The sequence below is a fragment of the Phaeobacter sp. JH20_02 genome (assembly GCF_048056915.1).
GTDB lineage: Bacteria > Pseudomonadota > Alphaproteobacteria > Rhodobacterales > Rhodobacteraceae > Phaeobacter > Phaeobacter bryozoorum.
This window is the reverse complement of the sequence record NZ_JAYMVP010000009.1, coordinates 212412-225639: the sequence shown is the minus strand read 5'-3', so window position 1 is coordinate 225639 and position 13228 is coordinate 212412. Positions and strand designations below refer to the sequence as shown.

General features: G+C 58.7%; 11 protein-coding genes. 7 read left to right on the top strand and 4 right to left on the bottom strand.

Going from position 1 to position 13228, the window contains the following annotated elements:
* The first annotated feature begins 146 nt into the window (after positions 1–146).
* From VWY34_RS02755 to VWY34_RS02725, 7 genes are all read left to right on the top strand, one after another.
* Entirely contained in the window at positions 147–1763 is a 1617-nt protein-coding gene (locus VWY34_RS02755; RefSeq protein ID WP_416544167.1) for a GMC family oxidoreductase, read from the top strand.
* A 24-nt stretch (positions 1764–1787) separates the two neighbouring features.
* Positions 1788–3407, top strand: coding sequence for a long-chain fatty acid--CoA ligase (locus VWY34_RS02750; RefSeq protein ID WP_416544150.1), 1620 nt, complete (start codon positions 1788–1790; stop codon positions 3405–3407).
* A gap of 187 nt (positions 3408–3594) precedes the next feature.
* Entirely contained in the window at positions 3595–4431 is an 837-nt protein-coding gene (locus VWY34_RS02745) for a flagellar motor protein MotB (RefSeq protein WP_416534391.1), read from the top strand.
* A 102-nt stretch (positions 4432–4533) separates the two neighbouring features.
* Positions 4534–5856: a flagellar hook protein FlgE gene (locus VWY34_RS02740; RefSeq protein WP_416542678.1), complete on the top strand. Its 1323-nt coding sequence runs from the start codon at positions 4534–4536 to the stop codon at positions 5854–5856.
* A gap of 48 nt (positions 5857–5904) precedes the next feature.
* The gene (flgK, locus tag VWY34_RS02735; protein WP_416544149.1) at positions 5905–7353 is read left to right on the top strand and encodes a flagellar hook-associated protein FlgK; all 1449 of its coding nucleotides are present in this window, start codon (positions 5905–5907) and stop codon (positions 7351–7353) included.
* A 3-nt stretch (positions 7354–7356) separates the two neighbouring features.
* Positions 7357–8364, top strand: coding sequence for a flagellin (locus VWY34_RS02730; RefSeq protein WP_340547040.1), 1008 nt, complete (start codon positions 7357–7359; stop codon positions 8362–8364).
* The gene (locus VWY34_RS02725) at positions 8361–9464 is read left to right on the top strand and encodes a flagellar basal body P-ring protein FlgI (protein ID WP_340547041.1); all 1104 of its coding nucleotides are present in this window, start codon (positions 8361–8363) and stop codon (positions 9462–9464) included. The genes VWY34_RS02730 and VWY34_RS02725 overlap by 4 nt, the downstream gene beginning before the upstream one ends.
* 404 nt (positions 9465–9868) lie before the next feature.
* On the opposite strand, the gene fliP is transcribed toward VWY34_RS02725, so the two are convergent.
* The 4 genes from fliP to fliF are packed head-to-tail and all read right to left on the bottom strand — an operon-like array spanning position 9869 to position 13179.
* On the bottom strand, positions 9869–10612 hold the full coding sequence (gene fliP, locus VWY34_RS02720; protein WP_340547042.1) for a flagellar type III secretion system pore protein FliP: 744 nt from the start codon (positions 10610–10612) through the stop codon (positions 9869–9871).
* Positions 10609–10905 (bottom strand): FliM/FliN family flagellar motor switch protein, encoded by a 297-nt coding sequence (locus VWY34_RS02715; RefSeq protein ID WP_040175044.1) that lies wholly within the window; start codon positions 10903–10905, stop codon positions 10609–10611. The genes fliP and VWY34_RS02715 overlap by 4 nt, the downstream gene beginning before the upstream one ends.
* Positions 10898–11494, bottom strand: coding sequence for an ABC transporter ATP-binding protein (locus tag VWY34_RS02710; RefSeq protein WP_340547043.1), 597 nt, complete (start codon positions 11492–11494; stop codon positions 10898–10900). Before VWY34_RS02710 ends, VWY34_RS02715 begins: the two co-directional genes overlap by 8 nt.
* Positions 11494–13179, bottom strand: a complete 1686-nt coding sequence (gene fliF / locus VWY34_RS02705) for a flagellar basal-body MS-ring/collar protein FliF (protein ID WP_416534390.1) — start codon at positions 13177–13179, stop codon at positions 11494–11496. The genes VWY34_RS02710 and fliF overlap by 1 nt, the downstream gene beginning before the upstream one ends.
* Between the last annotated feature and the right edge of the window lie 49 nt (positions 13180–13228).

Here is a 13228-nt window from a genome sequence, read left to right as displayed (position 1 = left end):
ATTTTTCTCGATGCTTGATCACGCCTTTGGCGTGTTATTGCGCCTGCGCGATGACGTACCGTCAGAGTAGACAGCCCCCGTAAAAACAGCGCTCATCCTCTGGCAGCTGGGGAGAGCTGTTCGTGCTGGACATGGGGGAGAGCGTGATGGAGGCGGATTATGTGATCGTCGGCGGAGGCTCTGCGGGATCGACGCTGGCTGCCCGACTAAGCGAAGATCCAACCGTCACGGTCTGCCTGCTGGAAGCCGGCGGGCGCGGTGACGGGCTTCTGGTTCGCGCTCCTGCCGCTGTGGTCGCGATGCTACCGGGACGCCCCAAAATCAACAATTGGGCCTATGAAACCGTGCCGCAACCGGGGTTGAACGGGCGACGCGGATATCAGCCGCGCGGTAAAGGCCTGGGCGGCTCCAGTGCGATCAATGCTATGCTTTATATTCGCGGCCACTCCAGCGATTACGATGAGTGGGCCGCATTGGGATGTCCCGGTTGGGATTGGAACTCGGTGCTGCCCTATTTCCGAAAAGCCGAAAACAACGAACGCGGCGGCGATGATCTGCATGGTGCAGCCGGCCCCTTGCAGGTCAGCAACCAGAAATCGCCCCGCCCGATCACCGATGCTTTTATCAAGGCTGGCCAATCCCTGCAGATCCGACACCGCGAGGATTTCAACACAGGCGACAACGAGGGCATCGGCCTTTATCAGGTGACGCAATTCCACAGAGCTGACCGCAATGGGGAGCGCTGCTCGGCGGCGGCGGCCTATCTACACCCGGTGATGGACCGCGCGAATCTAAAGGTGATCACGCGGGCGCAGGCATCCCGGATCATATTCGACGGCAAACGTGCGGTTGGCGTCAGCTACCTCCTGAGCGGCACTGAGCATAGTGTCCGCGCCCGCCGCGAGGTGGTGCTCTGCGGTGGAGCGTTCAACTCGCCGCAGCTGCTGCAACTCTCCGGCGTTGGTCGACCCGAGGATATCCGCCCGCACGGGATCGACATGGTCCATGAGCTGCCCGGGGTGGGGCAGAATCTGCAGGATCATCTGGACTTTACACTGGCTTATAAATCCAAGGATCGCGACAATTTCGGCATTTCCCTGCCCGGCAGTATCTCACTGTTGCGCCACATATGGAACTGGCGGAAAACCGGGCGTGGTATGATTGCGACTCCCTTTGCGGAAGGGGCCGCATTCCTGAAAACGGACCCATCCCAAGAGCGTGCCGATGTGCAGCTGCATTTTGTGATTTCCATCGTGGATGATCACGCCCGGAAGCTGCACATGGGGCATGGGTTCAGCTGCCATATCTGCGTGCTGAGGCCAAAATCGCGCGGCACGGTCGGCCTGACCAGTGCCGACCCCACATCACCGCCACGGATTGATCCGCAATTTCTCGCTGATCCCGATGATCTGGCCGTGCTTATCAGGGGGGTGCGCAAAACCCGGCAAATCATGGCGGCAGAACCGCTGGCGGGCTATATTCACAAGGAGCTGTTTATCGACGGCGAAGTCGATGACGCCGCATTGGAACAGCACATACGCGCGCGGGCAGATACGATTTATCATCCGGTTGGCACCTGCAAAATGGGAACCGACCCGCTTGCGGTGGTGGATCCCGCGCTCCGGGTCCATGGTTTGGAGGGGCTGCGGGTGGTTGATGCGTCGATCATGCCGCGCCTGATTGGCGGCAACACCAATGCGCCAACCATCATGATCGCGGAGAAAGCGGCAGATATTATACGCGGTGCCCTGGCCCGCGCCTGACATTTCAATTCGGAGAAGACGAAGATGCTTGGCAAGATGATGCACAAACAGCTGACCATAGGCTCACTGATAGAACATGCAGGGCGGTTCCATAGCGGGACCACGGTCACATCTGTCGAGACTTCGGGCGAAACCGTGCATGTCACCTGGGGAGACATCGACGCCAACGCTCGCAAGCTGGCGGCCGCCCTGGGGCGGCTGGGCATCGCGCAGGGCGCCCGTTGCGGCACCATCGCCTGGAACAATCGTCGCCACCTCGAAATCTATTTCGGCGTCTCCGGGGGTGGGTTTGTCTGCCACACGATCAACCCGCGACTGACACCGGAGCAGCTGATCTACATCATAAACCACGCAGAGGATCAGGTCCTGTTCATCGACACCACCTTTGTTCCGGCTGTGGCACAGCTGCGCGCGCATCTGACCACCGTGCAGAATATCGTGGTGATGGGGCCGCCGGACGCCGAGATCGCAGCCCAGATCGAAGACGTGCTGTTCTACGATGCGCTCCTGGACATGGAAACAACCCCGTATTCCTGGCCTGATCTGGATGAAAACCTGCCATCGAGCCTGTGTTACACCTCCGGCACGACCGGCAATCCCAAGGGGGTTGAATACACCCATCGCACCAGCGTTCTGCATACGCTTGGCGGCAACCAGCCCGACGGTATCGCCCTGCGGGCGCGGGACACCGTTCTGGCAGTTGTTCCGATGTTCCACGTGAATGCCTGGGGGACGCCCTACATGACCGCGGCGGTTGGGGCAAAGCTGGTACTGCCCGGGCCGCATCTGGATGGGGCGAGCCTGGCCAAGCTGATTGATGCGGAAAAGGTCACCGTGGCGCTGGGTGTTCCCACAATCTGGATGGGTTTGCTGAAAGGGCTGGAGGAGACCGGATGCACCGCCGAGAGCCTGGAACGCACCATTGTCGGCGGCTCTGCCCTGCCAACGGTCATGATCCCCACATTTCGTGACAAATACGGCGTTGATCTGGTGCATGCCTGGGGCATGACGGAAACAAGCCCAATCGGGACGCTGAACCAGCTGCTTCAGAAACACAATGAGCTGGACGCCGAGCAGCAGGCGAAGCTGCGCGAAGGACAGGGCCGCCCCATGTATGGTGTCGATCTGCGCATCGTAGACGACAGCGGCGCTGTTCTGCCTCATGACGGACAGACACAGGGCAATTTGCAGATCTGCGGTCATTGGGTGATCGACAGCTATTTCCGCGCCGAGGATACAGCGCTGACGGCAGATGGATGGTTCGATACCGGTGACGTCGCCACAATTGATGCCGATGGCTATATGATCATTCGTGATCGCTCCAAGGACATCATCAAGTCTGGCGGTGAGTGGATCTCGACCGTCGAGCTGGAGGATATCGCGATGTCCCACCCCGGTATCGCTCAGGCAGCGGCAATCGCAGCCAGACACCCCAAATGGGACGAACGTCCGGTGGTGATCGCTGTAAAACGCTCCCCCGACGTGACCGAGGACGATCTGCGCGAGTATTACCAGGGCAAGGTAGCAAGCTGGCAGATCCCTGACCGTGTCATCTTTGTCGATACGCTGCCGCTAGGTGGCACCGGAAAGGTGCTGAAAAACAAGCTCCGCGACTCTTACGACGCGATTCTGCTAGAGGCCTGATGCACTGCACCGCCGCCAATATGGCATCTGGTGGCGGTGCCCATTTCACGAAATGGGCACAGAATCCGTCCGAATTACGGGTAAAACAGGGACTTTGGCGGCCATAACTGCCGGCAAATTTATCTGTTAAGCCTCACTTAAGACACCGCCTGATATCCCGGTAGTGGGTGAAAATAGGTGGTGGATTATGAGCGCACAAGGAAATGTGGCGCCCATTATCATCAAGAAGAAAAAGTCAGGTGGTGCCCATGGTCACCACGGTGGAGCCTGGAAGGTCGCCTATGCGGACTTCGTGACGGCTATGATGGCGTTCTTCATGTTGATGTGGCTGCTCAATGCAACGACTGAGAAACAACGCAAAGGGTTGGCGGATTATTTCTCGCCATCCATTCCGCTGAGTCGGGTCTCCGGCGGCGGCAACGGGGCGTTCAGCGGGGACAGCATGTTCACCGAGGAAATCCAGCCCCAGAACGGTACCGGTGCGACCGATGTGAACCCCGCAGACGCCCAGCAGGCCAAGGGTGACTCCGGCGTCGAACAGGACAAGGACCGCGAGGCTGCCGATGAGCAGTTCCGAGCCCTGGAAGAGCAGCTGAAGGGGCGTGGCGGCGAAAGCATGGTCTCGATCGAGATGGCGCAGCACATCATTACCCGCGTCACCGACGAAGGCCTTGTAGTCGAACTCTTCGACACCGAGGATTCGCCGCTGTTCAAAGATGGTACAGCCGAACCGACCCTCCTGTTCCGCGACATCGTGAAGATGGTTTCACGCGTCACCGGCGTTGTTGAAAACAACATCGCAATCGGCGGCCACATCAGATCACATGCGGTCGTTGTCGCCAATAATCCGGTCTGGGAACTGTCCCATGCACGGGCTGACGCGACCCGGGTGATGCTCGAATCAGGTGGAACGAAGTCCAAGCGGATGCACCGGGTGACGGGACATGCCGATCGCAAACTGGCGGATAGCAATCCGATGGCAGCGCGAAACAATCGGGTCGAAATCATCCTTCTGCGCAAATAACCCATGGATCCCCAAAAACGGGCGGCGAACAGATCAGACAATTTTATCTGTTAGCCGCCCGTTAATGGGCAATCGGCTAGCTGTTGCATCAAGAAAGATTCGATGCAGCAGAAAGGCGTATCCATGACGATTTCTTCCTCGCTTAATGCCGGTGTTGCCGGGCTTACCGCGAATGCCAGCCGACTGGCCTCCATTTCCGACAACATCGCAAACTCCTCAACCGCCGGCTACAAGCGGGTCCAGACCGATTTCCACTCGATGGTCATGAGCTCGTCTGGCGGCACCTATTCTGCCGGGGGCGTGCGGACAACCAACGTCCGCCTGATTGATGAGCGGGGCCCGCTGGTGTCGACCAGCAATGCGACTGACCTCGCGGTCCGAGGCCGCGGTATGCTGCCGGTGACATCCATGAACGAGGTCGAGACAGGCGCTGCGAATCCGCAGATGATGCTGACCACCACTGCATCGTTCCGGACCAACGCCGATGGCCTGCTGGCCACTGAATCCGGCCTCGTCCTGATGGGCTGGCCCGCACAGTCCGATGGTACAATCCCACCCTACCCGCGCGATACCTCCGATGCGCTGGAGCCGGTTCGTTTCAATGTAAACAAACTGTCTGGTGAGCCGACAACCGAGATGTCTCTGGGTGTCAACCTGCCTGCGACCGCAACCGAATCCACGTCGGCCGGTACCAGCGAAAACCTGTCGATCGAGTATTATGACAACCTCGGCAAGTCGGAGAGTCTGCAGATCGAATTTGTTCCCACCGTTCCCGCAACAGGCGAGTCGAACGAGTGGACGATGATCATTACCGATACGGCCACCGGCGCCACTGCGATTGGTGAATATACGCTGACCTTTGATGACAACCGGACCTCCGGCGGCGCTCTCAATGCTGTCACGGCAACGACAGGTGGGGCCTATGACCCGGCAACCGGCTCGATCATCGTGTCTGTTGCAGGCGGCCCGATGGAGATCAATATCGGCACCTTGGGGGATGACAACGGGCTTACCCAATTGTCGGATACCTTCGCACCCGCCTCCATTTCAAAGGACGGCGCCCCGGTCGGTAACTTCACCGGCGTGGAAATCGACGAAGCCGGATATGTGCATGCCAATTATGACACCGGCGTCAGCCGAGTGGTCTATCAGGTGCCTCTTGTCGATCTGCCCAATCCCAACGGTATGATCGCAATGGATCGCCAGACCTATATGCCATCCAGCGAAAGCGGCTCCTATTTCCTGTGGAATGCAGGTGAGGGTCCGACAGGCGATATCCTGGGCTATGCGCGTGAAGAGTCCGCAACCGATGTTGCGGGGGAACTGACCAACATGATCCAGACCCAGCGCGCCTATTCGTCGAACGCAAAGGTCATTCAGACCGTGGATGAGATGTTGCAGGAAACCACCAACATCAAGCGCTGATAAGCGCCTTCTCCTTTGATCCACATTCGCGCAAAGGCTGGATGATCCATGTCCATTACAAGTGCTCTCAATTCCGCAATGACCGGGCTGACGGCGGCTGGCCGCTCAACCTCGGTTGTTTCCGAAAACCTGTCGAATGTCCTGACACCAGGATATTCGCGCCGGAGTCTGGCGCTCACCAGCGCCGGCGACGGTTTCAGCGGGGTGAAGGTCGGCAACGTCCAGCGGATCAACGATCCGGCGTTGCAGTCCAGCGTGCGATCCGCCAATTCAGAGGTCGGCGTTGCCGAGGTGAAATCCGCCTTCTTTGGTCGTATGACCGAGCTGGTGGGCAGCGCCGACGACCCCTATTCCATCACACAGCGGCTGACCGACTTTGACTCTGGTCTGATCGAGGTGATTTCCCGTCCGGATTCAGGGCCGCGCTTGAACGATCTTGCGATCCAGGCTGAAGAATTGGTGCGGTCGATTTCCGATGCGGCCGAAGGGCTGCGCAATCGGCGCACAGCCGCCGACAGGGCCATCGACGTGCAAGTTGATACCGTCAATCAATCGCTGGAAAAGCTGCAAAGACTGAACGCAAAAATTGCAGTCAGTCAGTCCACCGGATCCGATTCCGCATCGCTTCTCGATCAGCGTGATCTGTTGATCGACGAGGTGAACCAGATTATCCCGGTCAAGGTTGTGAACCGTGACCGTGGGCAGGTCGCCCTGTTCTCAGAAGGCGGCGCCGTGCTTCTGGATGGTCAGGCCGCTGAGCTGAGTTTCGATGGCAAGGCCGATACCCTGCCTTACATGACCCTCGGCAACGGGTTGCTCTCCGGTCTGCAAATCAACGGTATCGACGTTGCAACCGGCCCCGGCGGGCCAATTCGCGGCGGGACTCTGGCGGCCCATTTCGAGGTGCGCGACGTTCTGACCGTGGAAGCTCAGGAAGATCTCGATGCGATGGCAAAAGATCTCGTCGAACGCTTCCAGGATCCAACCTTGGATCCGACTTTGGGCGCCACCGATCCCGGGATTTTCACCGATCAAGGTGCGTTCTTTGACCCTGCCAATACTGTTGGCATCGCCAACCGTATTGAATTGAACGACAAGATCGCGATGCAGGAACAGGCTGAAACCTGGCGGTTGCGGGATGGTCTCAATGCAGCGGCGCCCGGGAATGCCGGCGATGCAACGCTTCTGCGCGGATATGCCGATGCGCTCGACGCCAAGCGCTTGGTATCGTCCGTCGGCCTCGGCACCGCAAATCTGGATGCCAGCACGCTGAGCGCGAATCTGCTGTCGCGTTTTGCACAGAGTGAAAATTCCGCAGAACAGAATGTCGCCTTCGCGGCGGCAACCTATACCGAAATGTATCAGCGCGAATTGGCGCAGGGCGTCGACAGTGATGCTGAACTGCAAAACCTTATCGTGATTGAAAAAGTCTATCAGGCCAACGCCAGAATGATCTCCGTCGTTGATGAGCTGATGGAAACGCTTCTGAGGATTTAACGAATGATTATGAACTCATATGGGGACATGGCTCAGCATCTGTTCCTGCGCAATCGGTCGGTGGGTCTGAAGAACGACATCTCGACCCTGACGCAGGAATTGAGTTCGGGTAAAACCTCGCAGCTGACACAGAAACTAGGTGGCGATCTCACCTATCTGTCCGACGTCGAACGAAGCCTTGACCGGCTCAAGTCCTTTCAGGTGGCAAATACCGAGGCCGCGCTGTTCGCATCCTCGATGCAGAACAATATTGAGCTGATCTCCGATAACGTCATCACGCTGACCGGTGACATCTTCTCCGTCACCACCTCGCCGAATGACGAAACGTCGAAGCAATTGTCCAACCAGGCAGAGGTGTTCCTGACGGAAGCCATCCGGTCGCTGAACGGAGAAGCGGCCGGCCGCAGCCTGTTCGCCGGCAATGATACCGAAGCCAAGCCTCTCGCCGATCTCAACACCTTGATGTCCGCACTAGTGACCGAGGTATCCCTGCTGAGCACCGCCCCGGATATTGTCCAGGCCGTCAAGGACTGGTTTGCCGATCCGCTGGGGTTTGATGCAGTGATGTACCAGGGCTCTTCGGATTTGATGGACCCGGTGAGAATCGGGCCCAACGAAGAGGTCACGGTCTCTCTGAAGGCCAATGATGCTGCGTTCAAACAGACATTGCAGAGCCTCGCGATTGCGACACTGGTAAATGAACCCGGCCTGAGCCTCAGCTCGGACGTGAAATTCGAACTGTTGCGTAGCACCGGGGTAGAGCTGCGTGAAAGCCAGGTTCAACTGACGCAGATGCAATCGGATCTTGGTTTTGTTGAAGGGCGCATCGAGCAGACGGCAACACGCAATGGCGCGGCGCAGACCAGCCTGAGCCTGGTGTTCAATGAACTCGTCCAAGCCGACCCATATGAGACAGCAACCCGTCTCGACGAGGCGCAGTTCCAACTGGAAAGCCTGTTTACTGTCACCGCGCGAACATCACAGCTGTCTCTGATGAGGTTCCTGTCATGATGCAGCTCATTCGACTTCTGCTGACGGTGCTGATGTTGCCTGCGATGGCACAGGCCAATGCCATCCGGCTGAAGGACCTGGTCGAGTTTGACGGCGTTCGTGGCAATGATCTGGTCGGCTACGGTCTTGTGGTTGGTCTGAACGGGACCGGCGACGGTCTGCGCAACTCACCGTTTACCGAAGAGATCATGTCGAACATTCTCGAAAGGCTGGGCGTCAATGTCACCGGTGAGCAGTTTCGGCCGAAGAATGTTGCGGCGGTGTTTGTCACCGCGACTTTGCCGCCTTTTGCCCGTGTTGGCGGCACCGTCGATGTGACGGTGTCCGCAATTGGCGATTCGAAAAGCCTACTGGGCGGGACGCTGGTCATGACGCCGCTGAATGCCGCCGATGGTCAGATCTATGCCGTTGCCCAAGGGACCATTCTGGCTGGTGGCGCGGTCGCGGAGGGTGAAGGTGCCTCTGTCACCCAGGGGGTGCCGACCGCCGGTGTTATTCCATCGGGGGCCAGGGTCGAGCGCGAGATCGACTTTGATCTCTCGTCACTGACGTCCATGCGCCTTGCCCTGCGGGAGCCAGATTTCACCACCGCTGGCCGTATCGAGCGGGCGATCAATGCGGAATTTGGTCGAAACGTCGCTCTGATGCGGGATTCCGGGACCGTGGAAATTGACGTGCAGCGCACCAATAGCCGGTCAACGGCCCATGCAGTTGGTCGGATCGAGAATATCCTGGTCGAACCGCAGCGCAAGGCGCGTGTGGTTGTGGATCAACGCTCCGGCACCATTGTAATGGGCAGCGATGTCCGTATTTCACGTGTCGCGGTTGCGCAAGGCAATCTGACCCTGCGGATCGAGGAAACACCCCTCGTGGTTCAGCCCAATCCATTTGCAGATGGCGAAACGGTTGTCGTCCCACGCACCGGTGCCGCCATTGAAGAGGAGGAGGGCATACAGCTGGCGGAAGTTCCGGAAACAACCTCCTTGTCCGAAGTGGTCGCCGGGCTAAACGCCCTGGGCGTATCGCCGCGGGACATGATCGATATCCTCAAGAGCCTGAAGGCGGCCGGTGCCCTGCATGCCGAATTTGTAGTTCGGTAGCAGCGAGGCCCCAAGATAGACAAGACCAGCACCCCCTGAAGCCACGTGGCTTCGGGGGGTGCTTCGTAGTAAGGGAGCTGTTGCGGATCCGCGATTTGCAGATGCGCTGTCACTGAACTCTACCTTCGTGATTGTCACAACCTGGAGGTCTGGGAGATGCGGTCCTGGACATTTCAGCACATTGCCCGAGATGACAGCACGGCTCGCTCTCCGCGCGTTACATCAGCGGGGCCCGAGGTCCAGATCACTAAATCTGAGGGAGAGGGAGAGGAAAGCCCGGTCATCAACCCTCAAGGATGTGCTGAAGGATGAGGGCGACCGCAGTATATGGCAGCGCTCAGGGTGATGGCACAGAAAAACCCCGGCCGCAATGGCGACCGGAGGATTAGGAAGGCGATATCCAACTACGGGAAGTAGCTGCGCACCAAAGCACTCGCGATAAGGCTCCAGCCGTCGGCAACGACAAAGAACGCGAGTTTGAACGGCATGGACACAACGGCCGGTGGGACCATCATCATACCCATCGACATCAGAACCGCCGCGACCACCAGGTCGATCACGAGAAATGGCAGAAAGACAAGAAAGCCGACCTGAAACGCGCGGGCGATTTCTGACAGCATGAAGCTGGACACCAAGGTTGACAGCGGCGCATCGGCGGTTGGGTCAATACCCGCAGTGGCCGGGCGTAGATCCGCTATCGCGTAGAATGTATCGGGATCAAGGCGCGCCGCCATGAAGACACGGAACGGCTGCAAAGCACGTTCAAGCGCGGTTTCAACATCCAGCCGTTCCTCGATCAGCGGATTGATCCCGGTGGTCCAGGCCTCGGTAAAGACAGGCTCCATGACGAAATAGGTGAGAAACAGCGCGAGGCTGATCATCAACATATTCGGCGGCGCCTGCTGCAAACCGATGGCCTGCCGCAGGATCGACAAGACCGTCACAAGAAACGGAAAGCATGTGATCATGATCAGCAGCCCCGGCGCGAGGCTGAGGACGGTGATCAGCAGGATCAGCTGGATCGAACGGGCGGAGATTGATTGACCATCGCCCAATGACAGGCTGAGATCCTGCGCGCTTGCAGGGTCCGGCAGACCGAGGGCCAGCATAGCCGCCAGCGCGACGGCAAAAAGGGCAGTGCGTGTCATCCCAGGCCGCTTTGCAAATCCGCGATTTCCGTCAGGCGCACAGCCAGTTGACCTGCTTGCTCGCCTTCCAGCTCTTCCAATTGGCCTCTGGCGACCAGGCGGTCGCCGACATAGAGATCCACGGGATCCTCCACCCGTTTGTCGAGCGTCAGAATCGCGTTCTCGCCCAGGTTGACAAGATCACGGATCAACGGCCTGGCCTTGCCGACCGATACGACGACCTCAACGGGTACCGACACAAACGGATTGCCTGCATCGCCAGATTTCCGGTTCATTTCAGCAGACTTATCCATATTTGCTGTCCTCTGTTATGTGAAAGGAGAAGGCCTCGATCGAATCCTGGATAGAGTCGATCAGGGCCGAGCTGTTGATTTCCCGCTCAATGCCGCCGACCTTAAGATAGGCTTGACCCGGGCTCAGGATGACATCCTCGCGCACCTGAACCGGTACAGCGAAACTCTTGGTCAGAAGCGCACGCACCGTCGCCCCCTCGCCGGGGGAGACGACAATATTGATCGCTTGATCCGCCTGGCTCTTGGCCATGTCGGTGAGCTGATCAACTATGTGATGTCCAAAGCTCGCAGCCATTGCGTCGGGCAGGACAGCGCTCGTCAGAACCTTGAACATCGGATCCAGCGATTCGAGCAGTTGCGTCTGCGCCTCGTGGAAGGTGAAGCTGAGATCTTCGAGCGAACTGGCCAATTCCGAGGAGACATGCTTGCTCTCCTTGTCCTTCGCTGTCACCGCATCATCCCAACCGGCGCTGTAGCCCTTTTCGTAGGATTCCAGACGCTGTTCTTCCAACAATTCCTCGTTGACTTCGACAACCGGCACCGCCGGTGTATCCATGGCAAAATCTTCAAGAAGATGGGCAATGGTCATCAGGCTCTCTCCTCATTTTCTTCCAGCCAGCCGCGCAGAATCTGAACAGTTTCCTCCTGGCGTTCGCCAATCATCGAGCGCAGGCGATCAACGGGGTTGTCGCTGCCACCGCCAAGGGCAGGCAGGCCACCCATATCGCCCAATCCGCTCATGTCACCCATGCCCATGCCGCTGCCCATGCCCATGCCACCCATGGGTTCGAACTGGCCGGTTTCGTTGTTCTCGATCTCACCATCCAGCGCGAGATCGGCGCCGAGGTTCGGATTGGACATGAAACCGCCTCCGCCGAGTGCCGGCAATTCGTCCATGGCGTCGCCTGTCGGTGCCCCAAGGGCCGGAACGCTGGCCTGGTTCGACAGGATCGGACGAATGACAAAGAGACCAAGGATCAGCGTCACCAGTGCCAAGGCAGCCATCTGGATAAGCGACATTGCATCCAGATAGATGTTGTCAAAGATGGAGGCGCTGACAACGGTGCCTTGCGGCTCTACCGTAGGCATTTCCATCGATTTCAGCGTGATGACATCCCCGCGCTCCTCGCTGAAGCCAACCGCGGCAGAGATCAGCTCGCGCAGCGCGCCAAGCTCTTCTTCCGGGCGGGGTTCCATCACTGTTTCGCCGGTTGCCGTGGTTGTCTGGACGCCATTCAGCAATACAGCAACGGTCAGTCGTTTAATCGCACCCGGTCCACGCAGAATCTCTTTTTCTGTCTCAGAGATTTCATAGTTGACCCGTTCACGCGTGGCACTGGTGCTGGCTTTCGACCCGTCGCCAGAGGCCCCGTCTCCGTCCGGGATATTTGACGCAACCGTCACTTCGCCCGATTGGTTCTGAGACGAATCCGCGCGTTCTTCCACGTCGGTGCTGATTGCGACACGGCTTTCGGGATCAATGCGCTTTTCCCGGATGGATTCGGTATCTGTTACCGTTTCGACGCTGACTTCGACCACAGCATTACCATGACCAACGCGCGCTTCGACCAGGCGCATGACCCGTTCGCGAATCGACTGCGAGCGATCATCCGTACCCGCGCCAACAGCTGCGGCGGCCTCGGGCGAGCCGATCAGGGCGCCATTGGCATCGATCACCGCAACATTCTCCACCGCGAGACCTGTCACGGCAGAGGAAATCAGGAACCGAATCGCATTGGCCTGGGCCGGCGTGATGGGCGAGCCCATCGGGACAACCGACACAGAGGCAGTCGGTTCGGCCGTGCGCTGGAACGGGTTCGAGCCCGTATTGGCAATATGCACCCTTGCCTGGGTCACATGCGGGCTGGCCACAATCGTACGGGCCAATTCCCCTTCTTTTGCGCGCCAATAGGCGGCGTCAAACATCTGTGATGTTGTTCCGAAGCCGCTGAGCGAATCGAGCAGCTCATATCCGCGTCCGCCGTTTGCCGGCAGGCCTTCGCTTGCCAGTGTCATGCGAAGTTCGTCGCGCGCAGAGGCCGCAACGTAAATTGACCCCCCGCGGACTTCATATTCTGTGCCGCGCTGTTCAAGCGCGCGCACCACATCCCCAGCCGAGCCGCTTTCCAGCCCGGCGTACAATAATTGCATCGTGGGTGTATTCGCCACACGGGACATCGCCAGGACGCTGAGAATCACGATCACCGTGGCCCCCACGGCAATCAGGCGCTTTCGCGTGTCCAAACCTGCCCAGACATTCTTGATCTGCTGCACATTAACCTCCGTAGCACCGGCATTCTGTCCGATGTGCAACCCTTTTGCC